Annotated in this window: 20 protein-coding genes; 11 read left to right on the forward strand and 9 right to left on the reverse strand. The window is 66.7% G+C overall.

The annotated features are described in order from the left end of the window. Positions 1–11 precede the first annotated feature (11 nt). Genes IFS44_RS22585 through IFS44_RS04800 form a run of 4 tightly spaced genes read left to right on the forward strand, consistent with a single transcriptional unit; the run spans position 12 to position 3,965 of the window. A complete protein-coding gene (locus IFS44_RS22585) occupies positions 12–146 on the forward strand; it encodes a hypothetical protein (protein WP_260171443.1) in 135 nt (44 codons plus the stop codon). Then, the gene (locus IFS44_RS04790) at positions 130–2,022 is read left to right on the forward strand and encodes a hypothetical protein (RefSeq protein WP_192097697.1); all 1,893 of its coding nucleotides are present in this window, start codon (positions 130–132) and stop codon (positions 2,020–2,022) included. The genes IFS44_RS22585 and IFS44_RS04790 overlap by 17 nt, the downstream gene beginning before the upstream one ends. Before the next feature lie 13 nt (positions 2,023–2,035). After that, positions 2,036–2,986: a tyrosine-type recombinase/integrase gene (locus tag IFS44_RS04795; protein ID WP_192097698.1), complete on the forward strand. Its 951-nt coding sequence runs from the start codon at positions 2,036–2,038 to the stop codon at positions 2,984–2,986. A gap of 31 nt (positions 2,987–3,017) precedes the next feature. Beyond that, positions 3,018–3,965, forward strand: coding sequence for an acetyl-CoA carboxylase carboxyltransferase subunit alpha (locus IFS44_RS04800; protein WP_192097699.1), 948 nt, complete (start codon positions 3,018–3,020; stop codon positions 3,963–3,965). 74 nt (positions 3,966–4,039) lie between these two features. Here the strand turns inward: IFS44_RS04800 and IFS44_RS04805 are convergent, their stop codons facing one another. Then, the gene (locus IFS44_RS04805) at positions 4,040–4,210 is read right to left on the reverse strand and encodes a Flp family type IVb pilin (RefSeq protein ID WP_107929788.1); all 171 of its coding nucleotides are present in this window, start codon (positions 4,208–4,210) and stop codon (positions 4,040–4,042) included. Between the two features lie 120 nt (positions 4,211–4,330). Further along, positions 4,331–4,546: a Flp family type IVb pilin gene (locus tag IFS44_RS04810; RefSeq protein ID WP_414711882.1), complete on the reverse strand. Its 216-nt coding sequence runs from the start codon at positions 4,544–4,546 to the stop codon at positions 4,331–4,333. A 31-nt stretch (positions 4,547–4,577) separates the two neighbouring features. On the opposite strand from IFS44_RS04810, the gene IFS44_RS04815 reads away from it, so the two are divergent. Further along, a complete protein-coding gene (locus tag IFS44_RS04815) occupies positions 4,578–4,988 on the forward strand; it encodes a (deoxy)nucleoside triphosphate pyrophosphohydrolase (RefSeq protein ID WP_192097700.1) in 411 nt (136 codons plus the stop codon). A gap of 39 nt (positions 4,989–5,027) precedes the next feature. On the opposite strand, the gene IFS44_RS04820 is transcribed toward IFS44_RS04815, so the two are convergent. Together IFS44_RS04820 and gntA are read right to left on the reverse strand one after the other, a co-directional pair. Further along, entirely contained in the window at positions 5,028–5,609 is a 582-nt protein-coding gene (locus IFS44_RS04820) for a DUF1989 domain-containing protein (protein WP_192097701.1), read from the reverse strand. After that, a complete protein-coding gene (gene gntA / locus IFS44_RS04825) occupies positions 5,602–6,300 on the reverse strand; it encodes a guanitoxin biosynthesis heme-dependent pre-guanitoxin N-hydroxylase GntA (RefSeq protein WP_056674737.1) in 699 nt (232 codons plus the stop codon). The genes IFS44_RS04820 and gntA overlap by 8 nt, the downstream gene beginning before the upstream one ends. A 122-nt stretch (positions 6,301–6,422) precedes the next feature. Between gntA and IFS44_RS04830 the strand changes: the two genes are divergently transcribed. The 4 genes from IFS44_RS04830 to IFS44_RS04845 all read left to right on the forward strand — a co-directional run bounded on the left by IFS44_RS04830 (position 6,423) and on the right by IFS44_RS04845 (position 10,926). Beyond that, positions 6,423–7,157: a Crp/Fnr family transcriptional regulator gene (locus tag IFS44_RS04830; RefSeq protein WP_192097702.1), complete on the forward strand. Its 735-nt coding sequence runs from the start codon at positions 6,423–6,425 to the stop codon at positions 7,155–7,157. Next, positions 7,154–7,372 (forward strand): hypothetical protein, encoded by a 219-nt coding sequence (locus IFS44_RS04835; protein WP_159512369.1) that lies wholly within the window; start codon positions 7,154–7,156, stop codon positions 7,370–7,372. The genes IFS44_RS04830 and IFS44_RS04835 overlap by 4 nt, the downstream gene beginning before the upstream one ends. Positions 7,373–7,549: 177 nt before the next feature. Further along, on the forward strand, positions 7,550–9,637 hold the full coding sequence (locus tag IFS44_RS04840) for a M3 family metallopeptidase (protein WP_192097703.1): 2,088 nt from the start codon (positions 7,550–7,552) through the stop codon (positions 9,635–9,637). Then, positions 9,637–10,926 carry an MFS transporter gene (locus tag IFS44_RS04845; protein WP_031395035.1) on the forward strand — a complete coding sequence of 430 codons (1,290 nt, stop codon included), beginning with the start codon at positions 9,637–9,639 and terminating at the stop codon, positions 10,924–10,926. Before IFS44_RS04840 ends, IFS44_RS04845 begins: the two co-directional genes overlap by 1 nt. 145 nt (positions 10,927–11,071) lie before the next feature. Here the strand turns inward: IFS44_RS04845 and IFS44_RS04850 are convergent, their stop codons facing one another. The 5 genes from IFS44_RS04850 to IFS44_RS04870 form a co-directional block, all read right to left on the reverse strand. Next, a complete protein-coding gene (locus tag IFS44_RS04850) occupies positions 11,072–12,388 on the reverse strand; it encodes a sensor histidine kinase (RefSeq protein ID WP_192097704.1) in 1,317 nt (438 codons plus the stop codon). 52 nt (positions 12,389–12,440) lie between these two features. Then, positions 12,441–13,160, reverse strand: a complete 720-nt coding sequence (locus IFS44_RS04855; protein ID WP_031395033.1) for a response regulator — start codon at positions 13,158–13,160, stop codon at positions 12,441–12,443. 84 nt (positions 13,161–13,244) lie between these two features. Then, a complete protein-coding gene (locus IFS44_RS04860; RefSeq protein ID WP_192097705.1) occupies positions 13,245–13,895 on the reverse strand; it encodes a hypothetical protein in 651 nt (216 codons plus the stop codon). 148 nt (positions 13,896–14,043) lie between these two features. Then, positions 14,044–14,820, reverse strand: a complete 777-nt coding sequence (locus IFS44_RS04865) for a thioesterase family protein (protein WP_192097706.1) — start codon at positions 14,818–14,820, stop codon at positions 14,044–14,046. After that, positions 14,817–16,385 carry a class I adenylate-forming enzyme family protein gene (locus IFS44_RS04870; protein WP_192097707.1) on the reverse strand — a complete coding sequence of 523 codons (1,569 nt, stop codon included), beginning with the start codon at positions 16,383–16,385 and terminating at the stop codon, positions 14,817–14,819. The genes IFS44_RS04865 and IFS44_RS04870 overlap by 4 nt, the downstream gene beginning before the upstream one ends. Before the next feature lie 77 nt (positions 16,386–16,462). Here IFS44_RS04870 and IFS44_RS04875 point away from each other — a divergent pair, with 77 nt between their 5' ends. Both IFS44_RS04875 and IFS44_RS04880 read left to right on the forward strand, forming a co-directional pair. Continuing rightward, complete coding sequence (locus IFS44_RS04875) at positions 16,463–17,077, forward strand: glutathione S-transferase family protein (RefSeq protein WP_056674751.1); 615 nt, start codon at positions 16,463–16,465, stop codon at positions 17,075–17,077. Positions 17,078–17,772: 695 nt separating this feature from the next. After that, positions 17,773–20,952, forward strand: coding sequence for a TonB-dependent receptor domain-containing protein (locus IFS44_RS04880; protein WP_192097708.1), 3,180 nt, complete (start codon positions 17,773–17,775; stop codon positions 20,950–20,952). Positions 20,953–21,001: the final 49 nt, after the last annotated feature.

Consider the following 21,001-nt stretch of genomic DNA (forward strand, 5'->3'; position numbering starts at 1 on the left):
AGGTTTTGCGTATGTCCCGCCTGATAGTCTCGGTCGTCGTTATCCTGGTCGTCGTCGTCGGTGGGTTGTTCCTGCTCGCCGGCCGCGCAACGGAGCGTCCGCAGACGCAAGTCGAGAAGGCCGTGACGCTTGCGAACCTGTCCTAAGGTCACGCTGGCGGCGCTCGCCGCCGCCTGCAGCCTTGCCGCGCTCGCGCCGGCGATCGGGCAGGACCGACCGGAATCACTCCTGCCGCCCGGTTTCGGTGACACGACGCCAGCCCCTGCGCCGCGCCGGACTCCGCCGGCCGCCAGCCCGGCGCAATCGCAGCCCAACGGGTCGGCGCCAGCGCGGCCTGCACCGACGACCCCGTCTTCGGGCCCGACCGCGTCCCCCGGCGCTCCCGTTCCGGCGCCGCCGGCCGGGATGGCGACGATCCAGCCGCTGCCCGCACCTGATAGGAGCATTGCGCCGCTGACGGCGACGCCTGCCGCTGACACGCCGCCACCGATCGATCCGGCGGTGCTCGCGCAATATGAAATGCCGGCCTCGGCCCGCCGTTCGCTCGACCGTGTGGGGCCGATCGGCCCCGGCGAGGGCGGCCTCGCGGCCGACGCGTTCGGTGATGCCGAGGGCCCCTATCTCGAGACGCTGATGCGGCGGTTGAGCGTGCCGCTCCCGTCACGCTGGATGTCGATCCTGTTGCGACGGGCGCTTGTGTCGCGGGTCGAGACCCCGGTCGGCGTCAACGGCGCGGATTTCGCCGCCGAGCGCGCCTGGCTGTTGCTGCGCATGGGCGAGTCCGTCGCCGCTCGTGCGGTGGTGCAGGGCGTCGATACCGGCAATTACACACCCAAACTCTATCAGGTGGCGATGAACGCGGGTCTCGCCGCGGGCGATCCGGGGTCACTGTGCCCGCTCGTCGAGGGCGCGATGCAACGCGCACCGGCGCGTGGCTGGACGATGGCGCAGGCGATGTGCGCGGGGCTGTCGGGATCGCCGACCCAGGCCGGCACGCTGATCACCGCGGCACGGCGCCGCAACGTCGCGTCGGGCGTCGACATGCTGCTCGCGCAGAAGGTCGTCGGCGCGGGCGGGCAGGGGCGTCAGGCGGTCACGATCGAATGGGATTCGGTCGACCAGCTGACTTCGTGGCGGTTCGGCCTGGCGATGGCGACCGGTGTTGCCGTTCCCGATGCGCTGTACCGGACCGTCGGCGTGCAGGCGACCTATTGGCGGGCGCTGTCCCCAGCGATGACGATCGCCGACCGCCTGCCCGCCGCGGACGCTGCGGCGGCGCAAGGCGTGCTGTCGAGCGCCGCACTGGTCGATCTCTACGCAGCGGCGGAGGCGGACGACAGCGTGCAGAGCGCGGTGGCCGCGACCGTGCAGGACCTGCGCACCGCCTATGCCGACCGCAATGCCGAAGGCCGGATGACCGCGCTGCGATCGATCTGGGGCAAGGCGGAAGATGCTTGGCCATCCTATGCCCGGATGGTGCTGACCGCGCGGGCGGCGGCACGGATCCCGCCTGCAAATGGCAAGCGCGATGCCGACCGGATGGTCGCCGCGATGCTGTCCGCGGGGCTCGACCGGACCGCGGCCCGCTGGCGCGGCACGGTTGCCAAGGGTGGCGATGGCTGGGCGATGATCGCGCTGGCGGATCCCGATGCGACCGGTCGCCTGAGCTATGGCGATCTGGCGGCCTATAGCGGTGGCCGCGGCGATTCGGCCCTGAAGCAGCGTCTGCTGTTCGCTGGGTTGGCCGGTCTCGGCCGTTTGAGCGCGGGCGATATCGAACGCGCCGCGCAGGCGCTGGCGGTTCCGATCGGCACCGAAAATGGCTGGACGCGTGCGCTCGACAAGGCAGCGCGAGCGGGCCAGACGGGGACGGTCGCGCTGCTCGCGGCGACGGGCATGCAGACCGCCAGCTGGCACGGCATGCCGCCCGAGGCCTTGTACCGGATCGTCGCGGCCCTGCGCGCCGTGGGTCTCGAGGGCGAAGCGCGGATGATCGCGGCCGAGGCGATCGCGCGCGCGTGACGCGGTCTCGATCATGACCGATGTGGTCGCCGGGGCGGATGCGATCGACTGCGCGCCGCCGGCGGCGAGCGACCGGGCGCTGATCGAGCGGTTCCTCGAGATGATGGCGGCGGAATCGGGCGCTGCGCTGAATACGATCGCGGCGTATCGCAGCGATCTCATGCTCGCATCACGCGTTGCCGATGGCGCGCTGGCCCGCGCGGACGGCGATGCGCTGGGGCGGCTGGCGGACAGCTGGAGCAGCCTGTCGCGCGCGACGGTCGGCCGCAAGTCCGCAGCCTTGCGCCGGTTCTTCGGATTTCTTGCCGACGAAGGCCATCGCAGTGACGATCCGGGCAAGGCGCTCCCGCGGCCGGGCACGGCACGGTCCTTGCCGAAGATCCTCAGCCACGCCGATGTCGACCGGTTGTTCGCCGCGATCGTCGAGCGCGTGGCGCGCGATCCGATGGATCCGGTCGACCTGCGGCTCTCCGCGCTGATCGAACTTCTTTACGGATCGGGGCTGCGTGCGACCGAGCTCGTCAGCCTGCCACGCGCCGCGGTGCACCCCGACCGGCCGTTCCTGATCCTGCGCGGCAAGGGCGGACGCGAGCGGCTCGTGCCGATCTCGGACCGGGCGCGTGCCGCCGTCGCGCTGTGGCGCACGCACGTCGCGGCGGATCAGCCCTGGCTGTTCCCCTCAGGCAAGGGGCATTTGTCACGAATTCGCCTGTACCAGATCGTCAAGGCGCTGGCGGCAGAGGCGGGGGTGCCCCCCGACCGCGTCAGCCCGCATGTCCTGCGCCACGCCTTCGCGACGCATCTGCTCGCGGGGGGCGCCGATCTGAGGGCGTTGCAGGCGATGCTCGGGCATGCCGATATCGCGACCACGGAGATCTATACGCATGTCGAGGCGAGCAAACTCATCGAGCTCGTCAACACCCGCCACCCCCTGACCGATCCTGAGCACGCGACCTCACGTTGACGTTCCGGCGCGCGCCCCGTAACCGACGCGGATGCCAAGCTTCCTCGACTTTGAGAAACCCATCGCCGAACTGCAGGGGCGGATCGACGAACTTCGTGAGACCGCCAGCGATGGCAATCTCGATCTGTCCGCCGATATCATGCGGTTGCAGGCGAAATCCGACAAGCTGCTGAAGGACACATTCGCCCGTTTGACGCCGTGGCAGAAGACGCAGGTCGCGCGCCATCCCGAGCGGCCGCACTTCAAGGATTATGCGGCCGCGCTGTTCGAGGAATTCGTGCCGCTCGCCGGTGACCGGGCGTTCGGCGACGACCAGGCGATCCTGGGAGGCTTTGCGACGTTCCGCGGCCGCAAGATCATGGTGCTCGGCCATGAGAAGGGCGACGATACCGCGAGCCGGTTGCGGCACAATTTCGGCATGGGCAAGCCCGAGGGCTATCGCAAGGCGATCCGCCTCGTTGAACTCGCGGACCGTTTCGGCCTGCCGATCGTGACGCTGGTCGACACGTCGGGGGCGTTTCCCGGCATCCAGGCGGAAGAGCGCGGACAGGCGGAGGCGATCGCCCGGTCGACCGAAGCCTGCTTGAACGCAGGCGTGCCGATCGTCTCGGCGATCGTCGGCGAGGGCGGATCAGGTGGCGCGGTCGCGCTGGCGGCGGGCAACCGCGTGCTGATGTTCGAACATGCCATTTATTCGGTGATCAGCCCCGAAGGCTGTGCGTCGATCCTGTGGCGTACCGCGGACAAGGCGGCCGAGGCCGCGGAGGCGATGCGCATCACGGCGCAGGATCTAAAGGCGTTCGGCGTGATCGACACGATCGTCCCCGAACCGCTGGGTGGCGCGCACCGTGACCGCGCGGTGGCGATCGACGCGCTGGGCAGCGCGCTGACGGATGCACTCGACTCGCTCGTTCCGTTGTCGCCGGTCGAGCTGCGCAAGGAACGCCAGTCCAAGTTCCTCAAGATGGGTCGTCTCTGACCCCCATAGCAAAAGGGCGGCGAACCCGGAGGTCCGCCGCCCGATGCGCCAGTTCGATCCGAGGATCGACTGGATCAGCCCGACGTGTTGAGCTTGGTCGAGACGTTGTTGAACGTCTTGTTCAGGCTGCCACCCAGGCCCTGCATCGCGGCGATGGCTGCGACGGCGATCAGCGCGGCGATCAGGCCGTACTCGATTGCGGTTGCGCCCTTGGTGTTCTTGAAAATCTTCCGAAGCGTCTGCATTCCGGTCTCCATCGTTAAAAGCATCAGTCACCCGGCCGCCCGGGGCTACACCGGATCAGCAATTCCGTGACTAGACGTGACCCATTGAGAAAAGCTTAAACGGGCGGATTTTTGCTATGGTTAGCGCGCGTTAGCCACTCGGTTGTGCAGCATGCCCCAAAGCGCGGTAGTGCCATCAGCAAGATAGACGAGTCCGGCAATCATGCCGAGAACGACGAGCGCAAGAATAAGCCCGTATTCAACTGCGGTAGCGCCGCGCCGGTCGGTGATGAGCGCGGCCGCAGCGGCGCGGATCTTGCGACGCATGGTCTTTACGACGATCAGCTTCGGCCTCATGGCGTGCCCTATACAGCGCGGAGATTAACGAATGACCAAAGCCGCTTACTTATTGCCGGTCGTCGCCGCGGCGCTGGTCGATGCGGATGGCCGCGTCCTGCTGCAGCAGCGCCCCGAGGGCCGCTCGCTGGCCGGGCTGTGGGAGTTTCCGGGCGGCAAGGTCGAGCCGGGCGAAACGCCCGAAGCCGCCCTTATCCGCGAGCTCGAGGAGGAACTGGCGATCACCGTGCCGCAGGCCTGCCTTGCCCCCGCCGCGTTTGCCAGTGCGCCGCTCGACGACGGGCATCTGCTCCTGCTGCTGTACATCACCCGCAAATGGACCGGCGTGCCGCGCGCGCTCGAAGCATCCGCGTTACGCTGGGTCCGCCCGGCGGACATGCACGACCTGCCGATGCCACCTGCCGACCGGCCGTTGATCGGACTGCTCGACGCCTTGTTGTGAGCGCACCTCCGGCGTTTCGGCGCCAAAGGGCAGACGGCGTCAGTCGATCCGGTACTGGATCGGCTTGAACGCGCCGCCATTGGACTGGAGCGCGGAACAGGCGGTCAGGGCGATGATCAGGTCCATCTCCGCGCGGAACGTGACGGTGTCGCCGGCGCGGCTGAGCGGTGGTTCGACCGTGAACGCCCCCGTCGTGCCATCGATCGGCACGTTCATGAAGCAGTTGAACGCGACCGGGATCGCATCCGGCTCGATACCATAAGGCGCGAGCGCCGCCGCGAGATTGCCGAAGCATCCCCGGTGTGGGTCGGTGTCGCCGTAGATGATCGCGAAGGTTTCCTTCGAACACGGCGTCAGCAGGAAATCATGCCGGCCGACATCGTCGGCGATGATGTCGAGCATCACGGTGCTGCGGTTCGAATAGAGCCGGTCGCCCGTGGTGAGATAGAGCCGGCTGGCATAGTCCAGCGTCCGCCCCGACGAAATCACCTCGCGCGTGTCGGCGCGGCTATAAGCCAGAAGATCGGCGACCTGCCGGCCCTCGGGATCGATCACGGTCAGCGTCTGGCCGCGATCGAGCGTGAAGGCGGTCCCCGACCGGGGGCTGATCGTCTCAACCATGTGCACTGCTCCGCTTGAACGGGCATTTCCAGGAATCGTCGACGACCCGCCCGCTATATTGGCGTGCCTCGCTCGATTCGCCGTGGCGCGCAAGCATCGGGTTCATCGACCCCGCCAGCTCGAGATCGCGCGCCAGGATCGACGTCCGCAGCTTGTCGTAGCGCTGTTGCGTCCGCAGCACCTCGAACTGGTCGTGGAGGTTGAACACCATCGCTGGTGCCTCGAAACGCCGCGCGGGACGGCTAGCCTGCGGGTGCAGGCCGACAACGAAAAACGCCTCGCCAGAAAAGCTCAGCGAAAAATGCGGATCGTCGGGATCGGCGCTGACCGAGGGATCGGGACGATGGCCAAGCCACGCGTCCTTGTCGCTCAGCGACTGGGCCCGCGCCCAGAGGTGCGATTCGAATTCCTCTTCGCTCAGGTGCGTCGCGCTGTCGGCAGGGCCTTCGAACAGCACCACGAGCGTCCGGAAGATCGCGCGGTCTTCATGATATTTGCGGACCGTGTCACCCAGCATCGGCAGGATGCGCAGGTCGTCCCACGCCGATCGAAGGTCGCGCGCGACGATGATGTCCATCTGCCCCTTCGCGAGCGCCGACTTGGCGCCGACACACGGGAAGGCAGTGTCCTTGATCGTCGCGATGAACGCGCGTGCGAGCGGATGGTCGTTTTGGGATTGCGGCTGATACATGGTCGACGAGGAACAGATGGACGGCGGCTTTGTTTCGCCTTCGATGCGATTGACTCATCTCAATCAATATGAATCCGCTGATGAGCGCGTCACGCGCGCGGTATTGCGGTGGGGAAACAGGCATGCTGACGGAAAAATTTTTGCTGGGCCGAGGCCGCGAGGACCTGAGCGCACAGGAAAAGCAGATCCTAGAGGACAGCGTCGCCGAGGTAAGGTCGCTGCCGCCGCGCCATCGCCTCGTGCGTGCCGGCCAGCCCGTCCAGACGAGCACGCTGCTGCTCGAAGGGTTCATCTGCCGTTATATGGATGATCGGGATGGTCTGCGGCAGCTCGTCGCCGTCCATATCCCGGGGGATTTTGTCGATCTTCACGCCTTCCCGATGAAGCGGCTGGATCATGACGTCGCCACATTGGGGCCGGTAAAGGTCGCGACGTTCGAACATGAGACGCTGAAGACGATCACCGAACGGCATCCGCATCTGACGCAGCGGCTCTGGTTCAGCACGCTGCTCGATGCGGCGATGCACCGCGAATGGATTTTCCGGATGGGGCGGCTCGGCGCCGAGGGGCGCGTGGCGCATCTGTTCTGCGAGATCTACGCACGACTGTCGATGGTCGGCTTGGCGAAGGACGGCTGCTACACGCTGCCGATGACCCAGCCCGATCTGGCGGAGGCCTGCGGCATCACCGGCGTCCACGTCAATCGCGTGCTGCGCTTGCTGCGAGAGCGCAAGCTGGTGACATTCCGGGCAAATACCGTCGAGATCATGGATCCAGCCGGGCTGGCGAGTGTTGGGGAATTTCATCCCGACTATCTTTACGGGACGAGCGCCACCCCCGCCGGAGCCTTTGCATGAACGACAGGTTGAAGCCGGAGGACGAGCCGGGCGTAGCGGCGGCCGAGCAGGGGCAGGTGACGCTCGATGGTCCCAATGGCCTGGCAATCGCGATGACGCCCGCGGCGGCGGCCGAAACGGGCCGCCGGCTGATCGAGGCGGCACGTCTAGCTGAACAGCAGACCCCGCCTTCAAACGCTATGGATGGGCATTCAGAGGCGTCTGACGACGTCTAGTCCCGGGCAGCCTGACCGGTCCTTCGGCGCCTTGGACACGGCCTGCCAGCGCGGGCCGGGGGGTGCCGCCGCGGCACGCGGGGTTCCGCATCTGCACATTGTCTCTATGATGGCGTCAACATCGTCCGGGAGAACCATGTGCATTTTCTACCCCTCGCAATCAGTGCAGCCGCATTGATGGCGTCAGCATCTACCATGGCGCAGACCGCGGTCGCGCCCTCCGCCAATCCGCTGCTTGCCGACTGGACCGGCCCCGCAGGCGGGGTGCCGCCCTGGGACAAGGTCCGCCCCGAACTGTTCCCGCAGGCGTTCGAGACGACGCTGGCGGAGCGCACCGCCGAATATCGCAAGATCGCCGATAACCCGGCCAAGCCGACCTTCGCGAACACGATCGTGCCGATGCAGCTTGCGGGCAAGCGCTACGGGCAGGTGATGACACTGTTCGGCGTGATGACGGGCAACATGAACACGCCCGCCTATCAGAAGCTCGACCGCGAATGGTCGCCCAAATTCTCCGCTGCGTCGGATGCCATCACGTTCGACAAGCCGCTGTTTGCGCGGATCCAGGCGATCTACGACGCGCGCAACTCAAGTGGGCTGGACGCGCAGCAGATCCGGCTCGTGACGCGGATCTATGACAGCTATGTGCGCCAGGGCGCGAAACTGAACGATGCGCAGAAGGCGCAGCTTTCTCAGTATAACCAGCAGCTCGCGACGCAGTTCTCGACCTTTGGCGAGAAGCTGCTCGCCGACGAGAGCAAGGCGATCTCGGTCACCGACGAGGCGCAGCTGGCCGGGCTTCCCGACAGCGTGAAGGCGGTCGCCAAGGCCGCGGCGGCTGAGCGCAAGCTGCCGGGCTTCGCGATCGTCAACACGCGCTCGGCGGTCGATCCGGTGCTGACCTACGCGACCGACCGCGCCCTGCGCGAGAAGGTGTGGCGCGCGTTCGTCAATCGCGGCGATAACGGCGATGCCAACGACACGAACGCGACGATCGCGCAGATCGTCAAGCTGCGTGCCGACCGCGCGCATCTGCTCGGGTTCAAGACGCATGCCGACTGGCGGATGCAGGACACGATGGCCAAGACGCCCGCCGCGGCGATGGACCTCATGATGCGCGTCTGGCCGGCCGCCAAGGGCCGTGTCGCCGAGGAAGTCGCGGACATGCAGAAGATCGCCGGCGCGTCGCTGACGATCGAACCCTGGGACTACCGCTTCTATCAGGAGAAGGTCCGCAAGAGCCGCTACGATCTCGACCAGGCGCAGCTCAAGCCGTATTTCGAGCTCGGCAATATCATCCAGGGATCGCTCTACGCAGCCAACCGGCTGTACGGGCTGAATTTCAAGGAGATCACCGGCACGGTGCCGGTGTTCGAGCCGAACATGCGTGTGTGGAGCGTGACGGACAAGGCCGGCAAGGATGTCGGGCTGTTCTACCGCGACGATTTCGCGCGGACCGGCAAGCGGTCGGGCGCCTGGGCGAACACCTATCGCGGGCAGCGCGGGCTTGCCCCGGCGCAGCTGGTGCTGTCGTCGAACAACAATAATTTCGCCAAGGGCGCACCCGGCGAGCCGATCCTGATCAGCCTTGACGATGCGCAGACGCTGTTCCACGAATTCGGCCATGCGATCCACGCGATGCTGCAGGACGTCCAGTATCCGGGCCTTGCCGGCACACCGCGCGACTTCGTCGAATATCCGAGCCAGGTGAACGAACATTGGCTGCTCACCCGTGACGTGCTCGACAAATATGCGCGGCATTACCAGACCAAGGCGGCGATGCCGCAGGACCTGCTCGACAAGATCGAGAAGTCGCGGACGTTCAACCAGGGCTTTGCCACCGCGGAATATCTGTCGTCGGCGATCGTCGACATGAAGATCCACACCGTGGCCAATGGCGTGATCGACCCGGACAAGTTCGAGGCGGCGACGCTCGCCGAAATCGGCATGCCCAAGCAGCTGGTGATGCGGCACCGCGTGCCGCAGTTCCAGCATCTGTTCTCGTCCGACAGCTATTCGGCGGGCTATTACAGCTATCTCTGGTCCGAGACGATGGACGCGGACACGTTCGCTGCGTTCGAGGAGGCGGGCAGCCCCTGGGACAAGCCGACCGCGGACAAGTTCGCAAGGCTCCTGCTGTCGACGGGTAACGAGACCGATCGTGCCGAGGCGTACCGCGCCTTTCGCGGTCGCGACCCGGATGTGAACGCGTTGCTCAAGAAGCGCGGCTTTGCCCCAACTCAAGCCGCACAGGACGCGAAATAATGGCCCCCGATCAGAAAACGCGCCTGAAGGCGATCATCGGCGGATCGACCGGCAATCTCGTCGAGTGGTTCGACTGGTACGTCTATTCCGCCTTCACGCTCTACTTCGCACCGCATTTCTTCCCGTCAACGGATCGCACCGCGCAGCTGCTGAGCGCGGCGGCGATTTTCGCCGTCGGCTTCCTGATGCGGCCGATCGGCGCGTGGATCATGGGAGTCTATTCGGATCGCCACGGCCGCAAGGCGGGGCTGACGGTCGCGGTCACGCTGATGTGCGCAGGCTCGCTGATCATCGCATGCACGCCGGGATACGAGACGATCGGCGTGTTCGCGCCGATCATGCTGGTGATCGCGCGCCTCATGCAGGGGCTGTCGGTCGGCGGTGAATATGGCGCGTCGGCGACGTATCTGACCGAGATGGCAGGCAAGGATCGCCGCGGGTTCTTCTCGTCGTTCCAGTATGTCACGCTGATCTCGGGCCAGCTGCTCGCGATCTGCGTCCTGCTGGTGCTCCAGTCGACGATGAGCGAGGCGGCACTCGATTCCTGGGGCTGGCGCATTCCGTTCGCGATCGGTGCGGTCCTGGCCGTGGTCGTGTTCTACATCCGTCGCGGGCTGGCCGAAACGCAGAGCTTCGAGAATGCCAAGTCCGAGGCGGGCGACGGCAAGCCCAAGTCGGGCTTCCTCCAGCTGATCACCAAGCATCCGCGCGAGACGATGACGGTGATGCTTCTGACCGCAGGCGGTACGCTCGCCTTCTATGCCTACTCGATCTACATGCAGAAGTTCCTGGTGAACACGAGCGGTTTCAGCCGCGAAGTGGCGAGCCAGATCAATGCCGCGACGCTGTTCGTGTTCATGCTGCTCCAGCCGATCGCGGGCGGGTTGTCGGATCGGGTCGGCCGCAAGCCGCTGATGATCGCGTTCGGCATTGCAGGCGTGCTGTTCACCTATCCGATCTTCACCGCGCTCGAGACGGCGACCAACCCGGTCTATGCCGGGTTGCTCGTGATGGCGGCGCTGCTGATCGTGACGGGCTACACCTCGATCAACGCAGTCGTGAAGGCTGAGTTATTCCCTGCGCATATCCGTGCGCTGGGTGTGGCCTTGCCCTATGCGCTCGCCAACACGCTGTTCGGCGGGACCGCCGAATATGTCGCGCTCAAGTTCAAGGATTCCGGGTTCGAGCGCGGCTTCTACTGGTATGTGACCGGCATGATCGCGGTGTCGCTGATCGTGTATCTGCGGATGAAGGATACGCGGACCAACAGCCAGATCGTCGAGGACTAGGGGCTTCGGCCCGCTCGCCCCAGAACCTCCGTCATCCTGACGAAAGTCAGGATCCAGAGCCCAATGTCGTAGCATGCGTGGCTCTGGATCCTGGGTCGAGCCCAGGATGATGGGGTTTGGGTGGACGTGTGCGCCCGACTACGCCTCAGCGCGGGAGTTCGATGATCGCGTCGAGGCCGCCGCCCGTGCGGTTGACGAGGCGGATCTCGCCGCCGGCCTCGCGGATGATGGCGCGGGCGAGCGCAAGGCCCAGCCCGATGCCCCCGGTTTCGCGATTGCGCGACGTTTCCAGCCGGGTGAACGCGTCGAACACGTCGCCCATGCGATCCTCGGGGATCCCGGGTCCCTGATCGGCGACGACGATCGCGACGCGGCGCGCGTCGGCCTCGACGCGGACCTCTGCCGAAACACCATATTTGACCGCATTCTCGATCAGGTTGCGCACCGCTCGCCGGATCAGCGACGGGCGCAGGTGCATCCGCAGCCGGCCCGCCTCGACGAACGTCACATTGTCACCGATATCGCGGAAATCCTCGACCACCGCGTCGACCAGCGCCGCCAGATCGACATCGGTCGGCGGCTCGCTCGGACGGCCGAGCCGGGCAAGCGACAGGATGTCATCGAGCGTGCGGTTCATCTCGGCAATCGTGTCCGCCATCCGGGTGCGATCGGTCTCGTCCTCGACCGATTCGATACGGACACGCAGTGCTGCCAGCGGCGTGCGCAGGTCATGGCCGATCGCACCGAGCATCCGATCCTTCTCGTCGAGCATCGCGGTGACGCGCAGCCGCAACGCGTTGAACGCGGCGACCAGCGCGGCGACGTCGTCGGGGCCGCGAACCGACAGTGCGATACCCGGCTCGCCCGGCCGGAACGCCTCTGCCGCAGCGCGCAGATCGCGCAAGGGGCGCGACATCCGCCGGACGATCCACAGCACCGGCAACAGAACGATGACGTACAGGATTGCGGTCTGGCTCAACAGTGCGAACAGCAGCCGCCAGCCCGGCTGCGGCCACGGCGCGGTGATCGCCAGCCACCCGCGGCCCGGCTGTTCGACCGCGATCATCAGCGTGGGGCCCTGCAGGTCGCCCCGCCGGTCGGCGTTGCGACGACCCTCCCGCCGCCGGGACCCGGCATCGTCGTCAGAAACCGGGCGCAGACCGGTATCGATCCGGCCCACCGTCAGCCCTTGGTCGGCAAGCTGGCGACGGAGTTCCGCCGCGACCTCCGGATGCCGCTGATAGGCGAAGGGGGCGAGCGGATTGGTGGTGAGGCGACGGACCCGGCCGCGGTCGGCGGTCAGCGGTCGCCCGGCATGCGCCTCGCGTTCGAGCGCGTCGGCAATCCGCGTCGCCACCGGTCGCGTCGCCTGGGCGAGACGAAATTCGGTCCGGTCGCGAAGGATGAGCCCGAAATTGATCGCCTGCGCGACGAACAGGGCGAGCGCAATCAGCAGCGCCATCTGCCCTGCCAGACTGCGCGGCCAGGGCCGGGACGCCGTCACGGGTGCGGGATCACAGACGGATGACCTCGGCCGCCAGCGTATAGCCGCCGCCCCAGACCGTCTTGATCAGTTCGGGCGTCTTGGCATCCGCCTCGATCTTGCGGCGCAGCCGGCTGACCTGGTTGTCGATCGCGCGATCGAACGCAGCGGCTTCGCGCCCCTGGGTCAAATCGAGCAGCTGGTCGCGGGTCAGGACCTGACGCGGTCGCGTGACCAGCGCGAGCAGCAGGTTGTACTCGCCGGTCGACAACGGCACCGACACGCCTTCGCGGTCGACCAGCGCGCGTTCGCCCGATTTCAGAACCCAGCCGGCAAAGGCGTAGGAATTGGCCTCGGGCGCATGCTGACGTGCGCCGCCCGCGGTGGCGCGGCGCAGGACGACCTTCACCCGCGTCGCGAGTTCGCGCGGCGAGAAAGGCTTCACGACATAGTCGTCGGCGCCCATTTCCAGCCCGACGATCCGATCGGTTTCCTCCGCGCGCGCGGTCAGCAGGATGACCGGCACGTCGCTGGTCGCGGCGATGTGGCGGCACAGGCTCAGCCCGTCCTCGCCCGGCATCATGATGTCGAGGATGACGAGGTCGATCGCATAGGCGGTCAGCCGCGTCCGCGCGGCCTCCGCGTCGCCCGCCTGCGTGACGCGAAATCCCTGCTTGGTCAGATAGGCGGCCAGCGGCTCGCGGATCGAACGCTCGTCATCGACGAGCAACAGATGCGGCATGTCTCCCATGGGGGCGACGTCTAGCATGGTGCGTGTCCAAAGGAAGCGCCGGACGATCGCAGACCGTCCGGCGCGCAGGGGCAGGGGAGCAGATTACTGATCGGTGTCGCCGCCCGGCCGGTCCATCCGGTGCCCGCGACCATGGCGCATCGCACGGCGATCGGGCCGCTCGCTCGCGTCGAGCCGTCCGTCATGATTGGCGTCCATCCGGTCGAAACGCTGCCCGGCACGGTCGATGAATTCGGCCCGCGTGAGCACGCCGTCACCGCCGCCGCGCCTGCCGCGCATCATCTGGCCCTTCCTGCCGTCCGCCATGCCTGCGCGCTCGGGCGGAAGCGTCTTGCCGCGTGCCGCCATCCGGGCCTCGCGACGGTCGCGCATCGCTTCGCGTGTCGCCTGGCGTTCCGCCGCCGTCACGATGCCGTCGCCGTCGCCGTCCAATCGGGCGAACTGGGCCTCGGCCTGCGCGACGACTTCGGCGCGGGTGAGGACGCCGTCGCGATCGGTGTCGGCCTGCATCATCGGCCCGCCGCGCATCCGGCCAGCGCGCTGCGGGCCGGGACCGCGGGGGGCAACTTCGGGCGCCGCCTGCGCCTGGCCGGCGATGGTCGTCTGCAGCGCGGCGCGATTGGCGGCGCTGGTGGCGGCGGCGTCGGCGCGGTCGGCGGGGGCGGATTGTGCGCCGCAGGCCGTGGCGGCAAAGCTGCTGGCGGTCAGCGCCAGCGTGAGCAGGGTCTTGCGCATCGCGTATCTCCGGTCGGACGGGGCTGATCCCCATCGAATGTCCCGGTTATGACGATCGGCTGTCGCGACGCTTTGTCAGGTGACGGATAAACTGTCGCAATCTGTATCGTGCACGTCACATTCGCGCGCGGCCGACCTGACGTGGCGGTCAGGCGAAGATCGCGACGCTCTGCATCTGTTCGGCGATTGGTAGGCCTTGCGCGTTCCAGATCGCCATCGACTGGCTCGAACTGCCGTCGCGGACATAGTCGGTCGTCGCGCGCAGCAGCCACCATCCATCCTGCGTCACCGGCTGCGGGCCGAGGATGTTGAGCAGCCAGGTCATCGAGCTGAGCGGTGCCGGCCCGCCGAGCAGCTTGAGCGCGGAGGGTGGCAGGCAGTCGGCGACCGCGATCAGCTCGACCATCGGATCGAGCCCCTCGCGATCCGCCAGCCGGACCCAGCGCAGCCATTCGGCGGGGCCGACGCTGTCGTCGCGCCGGTCGAGCAGATCGAAATTGCGCGAGAAGGCGACTGCGCTGTGGCCGCGATAGGTCGCGGTGTCGGCGTCGGGTACCGCGAAGGCGGGCGCGGTGCCGGTGTGGTGGTCGACGCGCGAGGCGATCGGCCCCATGAAGACGAAGGTCGCGCGCAGCCCGAGTCCCGCCGCGCTTTCGACGTCCGCCTGGACGAACGCTGCATTGCGGCCGCGTCGCAACCGCGTCGCGCGGATCGTTATGTCGCCCGAGAGCGGGCCGATGAACGCGACCTGCGCCGAGCGGAGCGGTGGCAGGTCGGTGTCCGACATTTGCGCCGCATGCAGCGCGAGCGCGGCCGAGAACCCGCCATAGGCGGTGCGCCCCTGCAGCCAATTGTCCGGCACGGTCCCGCGCCAGCCGCCCTCGGTCGGTTGCAGCGCGTCGATCGCCTGTCGCAGACTGGTCATGCCGGCGTGCCCGTCAGGGAATCGCGCAGCTCGCGTTTGAGCACCTTGCCGATCGCGCTGCGCGGGAGCTCGCTCACCGGATGGATGCCCGACAGGCGCTGGGTCTTGCCGAGCTGCGCGTTGGTCCACGCCAGAATTTCCGCCGGGTTAGCTTCGGGCGAGCGAGGGACGATGACCGCGACCGGCGTCTCGCCCCACGCCTCGGATGGCATGCCGATGACCGCGCAGTCGGCGACGTCGGGATGCTGCCCAAGCACCGCCTCGAGGTCGGAGGGGTAGATGTTGAACCCGCCCGAGATGATCAGGTCCTTCTTGCGGTCCATCAGGATCAGGAAGCCGTCTTCGTCGAACCGACCGACATCGCCGTGGCGGATATAGCGGTTACCCTCGGCGTCATACCATTCGGCGTCGCGCGTCGCGTCGCTGCGACCGTGATAGCCGTTCATCATCGCGGGCGAGCGGCCGACGACCTCGCCCATTTCGCCCGGCGGCACCTCGACACCGTCATCGTCGATCAGCCGGATCTCATGTCCCGGCATCGGCTGACCCACGCTATGCAGCTTGGTCGGATGCGCGGTCGCGTTGAGCGCGCAGCTCGCCCCGCCTTCGGTCATGCCGTAGAACTCGACGAGCAACCCTGGCCAGCGCGCGACGACGTCGGCCTTGAGCGCGGCGGAGAAGGGCGCGCTTGTGCTCGTCTTGAAGCGGAAGGCCGACAGGTCGAACGCGTCGAAATCGGGGAGCGCCATGATCCGCTGATACTGGACGGGGACGAGCATCGTGTGCGTCGCGCGGTAGCGCTCGGCGAGCGTCAGATAGCCGCGCGCGTCGAACTTGCCCATCAGCACGACGCTGCCGCCCCAGCCGAGCGTCGGCAGGACGCTGACGAGCGTGGTGTTCGAATAGAGCGGCGTCGCGATCATCGTGACCGCGGTGTCGAACCCTGCGGCGCTGTTGCGCGCGATATGTGCCCAGCGCATCGCATGGCTCTGGACGATCCCCTTGGGCGTGCCGGTCGTGCCCGACGAGTAGATGATGTTGAACGCATCGCCAGGCGCGATCGCCACGGGCGTGGGGCGTGCGCCATCGGGCGCGAGCCAGCGCTCCAACAGCTCGGCGTCGCTGGACGGCCCCTCAGGCGGCAGGTCGGCGTCCGACAGGAGCAGGATCCGCGCGGTGATGCGTTCGTCCGCCAGAGCCTGCGCCATGGCCTCGTCGAGAACGACGATCGGCGCGCGGCTGTCCGCGATCATCGCCGCGATCGCCGCGGGGGTTGCCGACGGCGCGATTGGCGTCGCGACACAGCCGGCCCGTACCGCGCCAAGGAAAACGGAAAGATAGCTGGTCGACGGCGCGGCGACGATCGCGATCGCCTGTCCCGCGGCGATGCCGTCGCGTTGCAGCGCCGCCGCGACGCGGTCCATCGTCCGATCGAGCCTCGCATAGTCGACATTGCCCTGCGAGTCCGCGATGGCGGTCGATGATCCCCGTTCACGGGCATGCGCGCGGATCAGATCCGGCAGGGTCGCGAAGTCGGTAGCGAGCAAATCGGAGGCGATCGTCATATCCGCGTGGCTAGGCGAAGTGCGCGTCGAATGCCATACGCGATATTCGAAAAGGCGACTCGCAAAAGGATCAGCCGATGTTGTTCTACGACAGTGCCTCGCCGGCGCCCAACCCGCGCCGCGTCCGGATATTCCTCGCCGAAAAGCAGGTGCGCATCCCGATGGTGCAGGTGTCGATACCTAAGGCGGAGCATAAGGCGGCGCCGTTCCTCGCGGTGAACCCCTATGGCCAGACGCCTGCACTGGCGTTCGACGATGGCCGCGTGCTGACCGAGAGCGTCGCGATCTGTCGATATTTCGAGGCACTGCATCCGGAGCCGCCGCTGTTCGGGCACGGCGCGCACAATATCGCCGAGGTGGACATGTGGACGCGACGGGTCGAGCTGCGGCTGATGACGCCGCTGTCGCTGGTGTGGCAGCATACGCATCCCTGGACGGCGCGGATCGTGAAGCCGCAATATACCGAATTCGGCGAAACCCAGCGGCCGCGTGTCCGGTCGGCCATGGCCGAGTTCGACGCGGCGCTGGCGGGCATCGATTGGCTCGACGGGGTGCGCTATACCATTGCCGACATCGTCCTGCTGACGACGATCGACTTCGCCGGGTTCGTCGGCATTCCCATCCCGGACGAGCTGACGCATCTCAGGGCCTGGCACGACCGCGCGTCGGGCCGCCCCAGCGCTCAGGCCTAGCGCTCAGGCCTGGCGCCGCTGGCGTCCCGGGTCCTGGCCCCGGCCTCGTGCTCCGGACCGGCCGGACGTGGTCGGAGGGCTCTCAGGCCGGCATCCCGGACTTTAGTCCGGCATCCGCGACGGCGCCCGAACTTCCCTTTGCATCCCCCGGCGAATCATGCCAAGAGCTGCCCATACCTGATGTTCAGTTTCGGAAAGAGACGGACTTAGGGTGGTTGAGCCTTGAAGCACTCTCGCAGTGCTCGGTATCGACAGGCAGGCAGTCCAACAGGTCGCCGCCTTGACGAGTTTGGAGAGGGGATAAGGCGGAAGGACGGCAAGGCCGTACCTTCCGCCGTCCTTCCTGAAACCCCAGCATCAGCGAGCGTTGTGCGACCCGGCCTGACGCCGCGTGCGCTGTTCCGTTTTGCGTCATTTCTGGCGTCACCTGACTTCGGCGCTTGAAGGCCGGCGGCGGCTGGTTTCCTTAGGGCCGGACCGCTGCGGCAAAGGCCCTCTCCCCGGGGCCACATTATCGCAAGATCGAAAAATGGTTCTGGCCGATCCGGAACTGGCGAAAGCCGTCTACATGACAGTATTGGCAGGGATTAGTGGTAATATGCTACGATTTTCCCGCTTGACGCGTAAGGCGTAGAAGAATCTATTCGATGATGCGGTACGGGCCAAAGTGCTTCGGCCGAACAGGGGAGAGTGATGTGGCCAAGCAGCGCTATTTCGTCGCGTCCGCGTTTTTCGTACTTGCATGGGCCCTTGCCGTTCCGGCGGCAGCGCAAATCGGGGGTGATCCACAACCACTGGGAACGACGGGAGCAGGGCAGGTCACGGCGAACCCCGCGCAGTCTCCCGTCGCCCAGTCCGAGAATGCCGACATTATCGTCACCGGCTCGCTGATCCGCGGGTCGTCCGAGGATGCCGCCGCACCCGTCGACGTGATTTCGGGTGATGAACTCGCGAAACAGGGCGCGCCGACTGCGGTCGAGCTGCTCAAGAACCTGCCGACCTCGAACGGCGTGACCGGCGACGCGAACCAGTTCGACAGCCGCAGTCAGGGCAATGAGGGCGTCGCGTCGGTCAATCTGCGCGGACTGGGGCCGCAACGTACGCTGGTGCTGCTCAACGGCAAGCGGCTGGTGCCGGTCGGCGGCGGTATTCCGATCGTCGACATCAACCTGATCCCGTCGGCCGCGATCGGTCGTGTCGAGGTGCTCAAGGACGGCGCCGCCGCCACCTATGGCTCGGACGCGATCGCGGGCGTGGTCAATTTCATCACACGGACCGACCAGCAGGGTTTCCTGGTGTCGGGCGACTACCGCTATATCGACGGGTCGAAGGGCGATTACGGCACGGCCATGAGCTATGGCCACAGCGGTAACGGCGTGCGGATGCTGGCGTCGTTTGGCTATCAGCATCGGTCGGAGCTCCGTACGACCGATCGGGACTTCACCATTCAGCCCTATGCCAACAATCCCCAAGGCGGCTGGACCGGCGGCGGCAATCCCGGCAACCTCGATTTCAACGCGACCGTCCCCTTTCTCGACCCGGTCAGCGGGCGTCTGTTCACCGGCTATGGCGCGAACGGCGTGTCGAACGGGGTGAATTTCGTTCGCGATCTGGGGTGTGAATCGCTTGGCGGATTCCGCAGCGTCGCGGGCTCGACCACACCGACGCCGACCGCGGTCGGGACGATCGCGGTGCCGACCGATCGATGCTTCAACAATTACGGCCAGTTCGGCAATCTCGTCGAGCCGGAGGACCGGTATCAGGCCTATGCCGAGGTCGCGATCGACCTCACCAGTTCGCTGCAGTTCACCGCGACCGCGCTCTATGGAGCGACCTCGACGCGGATCACGACGTCGCCGACCTATCTGCCGACGCTGCCGCCATCGGCGAATGCGGCGGGCGGCGGTGCGGGCTTCTTCCAGGTGCCGACCTATGCACCGGCACTGCGCGACTATTGCCAGGTCTATGGTGCGGCCGCGGGCTGCCTAACTGCGAACGGCACGCCGCTCGCACCCGCGCTCGCCTTCCCCGTGCTGTTCCGTCCGGCACTGCTCGGTGGCAATCCGGTCATGCGGGGCGGGGACAATGACCGCGGATCGGCATTCTCGAAGCGCCAGTCCGAGGAAATGCGCTTTACCGCGGACCTGTCGTGGGAGGTCACCGACCGGATCAACCTGACCGCGAGCGGGACCTATTCACAATATGTCCGCGAGAATGAGGGGACCGACACGTTCGGTGACCTGCTGCAGAACGCGATCGCGGGCTTTGGTGGCCCCAATTGCGCCTATGCGACCACCGCGTCGCGCGCCGGGCTGACCGCTGCGCAGATCGCTTCGCTTGCCGGAACGAACGGCTGCACCTTCTTCAACCCGTTCTCGACCGCGGTGGCGGCCAATCCGGTCACGGGTCAGGTGAACCCCAATTACGCCGGGTCGCGCGGCACCAACGGGCTCAGCACCGCGCCCGGTGCGGGGCTGGTCAACGACATTGCGACGGTCGACAATTTCTTCCGGACGACGCGCACCGTCTACAACACGCAATTGTTCGTCGGCGACCTCGTGCTTGGCGGGCGGACCGGGCTGCGACTGCCCGGTGGTGATGTCGGCTTTGCGATCGGCGGCCAGTATCGGCGCAATTATTATGCCGTGAACTATAATGCCGACAGCAATCTGGCGGTGAATCCCTGCCCGGGGACCCCGCTCAATCCGCGCGCGACCTGTACGCCCCAGACGGGTGCGCTGGGCTTCCTCGGCACCAACCGGAACGCGTCCTCGGTGGGCGACGTGAAGGCGCTGTTCGCCGAGCTGCAGCTGCCGATCCTCGAGGCGATCAACGCCCAGCTGTCCGCGCGGTACGAGGATTATGGTGGCAATGTCGGATCGACCTTCAATCCGCAGGGGCGGTTGCGCATCCAGGTGGCGCCGTGGCTTGCGTTGCGCGGCGGGGCCGGGACGACGTTCCGCGGACCGCCCGCGCAGCAGCTCGAAGGCAATCTGACCGCGCTGCAGATCATCGGCACCTCGTTCCGCGCGGTCGACATCAACGGCAATCCGGACCTCGAGCCTGAAAAGGCGACGACCTATAGCGGCGGCGTGATCCTCGACGCGGGCGGGTTCAATGCGAGCGTCGACTATTTCCGGTACGATCTGAAGGGGCCGATCGAGCAGGAGCCGACACAGGGCATCGTCAACGCATTGTTCGGTGCGAGCGGCGCGGCGAATTGCGGCAATGCCGCCTTTGCCGCGCTCCAGCAGCGCTTCACCTTCACCGGTGCGGGCTGCGGCGTCGGCAATGTCCAGCGGTTGCGCACCGTCTATGTCAACAGCGCCAATGTCACGACCTCGGGTCTCGACGTCCAGGCAAGCTTTCGCGGCGAACTCGGGCTGGCGACCGTCACGGTGGGCGCGACCGGCACCTATGTCATCGACTACAAGACCAAGGACGTGACGGTCGAGGGGATCGTCGTGCAGCCCGCATTCGACGGTGTCGGCCTGCTCAACTACCAGACGACCGCCTATCCGGTGCCCGAAATCAAGGGCAACTGGTATGTGCAGGGTGATTACGACGTCGCCAGCCTGCGCGTGCAGTTCAACTATATCGATGGCTATACCGATCAGCGCGGCGCGGCGATCTTCGGGCCGAACTTCGGTGCGCTGGCCGGCGGATCGGTGACGGGCGGCAAGGAGATCGGCGCGTTCAAGACGATGGATGCCACGTTGAGGATCGCGTTGCCGACCGGATCGACGGTGTCGCTGTCCGCGCTCAACATCTTCGATCGCGCACCGCCCTTCGCGCGGCTGGACCAGAATTACGATCCGTTCACCGCCTCGCCGCTCGGGTTCACCGCAAAACTCGGTTTGTCGCAAAAATTCTGATTGCTCTCGGCGCTGGCCTTGCTTTCAACGATTGGGTACGGTCCCAACA

This window comes from Sphingomonas sp. CFBP 13706, assembly GCF_014842355.1.
Taxonomy (GTDB): domain Bacteria; phylum Pseudomonadota; class Alphaproteobacteria; order Sphingomonadales; family Sphingomonadaceae; genus Sphingomonas; species Sphingomonas aerolata.

Excerpts from the sequence above, each read along its gene's own strand:
- IFS44_RS22585 (WP_260171443.1), top strand. The coding sequence starts at position 12 with ATGTCCCGCCTGATAGTCTCGGTCGTCGTTATCCTGGTCGTCGTCGTC.
- IFS44_RS04795 (WP_192097698.1), top strand. The coding sequence starts at position 2,036 with ATGACCGATGTGGTCGCCGGGGCGGATGCGATCGACTGCGCGCCGCCG.
- IFS44_RS04800 (WP_192097699.1), top strand. The coding sequence starts at position 3,018 with ATGCCAAGCTTCCTCGACTTTGAGAAACCCATCGCCGAACTGCAGGGG.
- IFS44_RS04805 (WP_107929788.1), bottom strand. The coding sequence starts at position 4,210 with ATGCAGACGCTTCGGAAGATTTTCAAGAACACCAAGGGCGCAACCGCA.
- IFS44_RS04810 (WP_414711882.1), bottom strand. The coding sequence starts at position 4,546 with ATGAGGCCGAAGCTGATCGTCGTAAAGACCATGCGTCGCAAGATCCGC.
- IFS44_RS04815 (WP_192097700.1), top strand. The coding sequence starts at position 4,578 with ATGACCAAAGCCGCTTACTTATTGCCGGTCGTCGCCGCGGCGCTGGTC.
- IFS44_RS04820 (WP_192097701.1), bottom strand. The coding sequence starts at position 5,609 with ATGGTTGAGACGATCAGCCCCCGGTCGGGGACCGCCTTCACGCTCGAT.
- gntA (WP_056674737.1), bottom strand. The coding sequence starts at position 6,300 with ATGTATCAGCCGCAATCCCAAAACGACCATCCGCTCGCACGCGCGTTC.
- IFS44_RS04830 (WP_192097702.1), top strand. The coding sequence starts at position 6,423 with ATGCTGACGGAAAAATTTTTGCTGGGCCGAGGCCGCGAGGACCTGAGC.
- IFS44_RS04835 (WP_159512369.1), top strand. The coding sequence starts at position 7,154 with ATGAACGACAGGTTGAAGCCGGAGGACGAGCCGGGCGTAGCGGCGGCC.
- IFS44_RS04840 (WP_192097703.1), top strand. The coding sequence starts at position 7,550 with ATGGCGTCAGCATCTACCATGGCGCAGACCGCGGTCGCGCCCTCCGCC.
- IFS44_RS04845 (WP_031395035.1), top strand. The coding sequence starts at position 9,637 with ATGGCCCCCGATCAGAAAACGCGCCTGAAGGCGATCATCGGCGGATCG.
- IFS44_RS04850 (WP_192097704.1), bottom strand. The coding sequence starts at position 12,388 with ATGGCGCTGCTGATTGCGCTCGCCCTGTTCGTCGCGCAGGCGATCAAT.
- IFS44_RS04855 (WP_031395033.1), bottom strand. The coding sequence starts at position 13,160 with ATGGGAGACATGCCGCATCTGTTGCTCGTCGATGACGAGCGTTCGATC.
- IFS44_RS04860 (WP_192097705.1), bottom strand. The coding sequence starts at position 13,895 with ATGCGCAAGACCCTGCTCACGCTGGCGCTGACCGCCAGCAGCTTTGCC.
- IFS44_RS04865 (WP_192097706.1), bottom strand. The coding sequence starts at position 14,820 with ATGACCAGTCTGCGACAGGCGATCGACGCGCTGCAACCGACCGAGGGC.
- IFS44_RS04870 (WP_192097707.1), bottom strand. The coding sequence starts at position 16,385 with ATGACGATCGCCTCCGATTTGCTCGCTACCGACTTCGCGACCCTGCCG.
- IFS44_RS04875 (WP_056674751.1), top strand. The coding sequence starts at position 16,463 with ATGTTGTTCTACGACAGTGCCTCGCCGGCGCCCAACCCGCGCCGCGTC.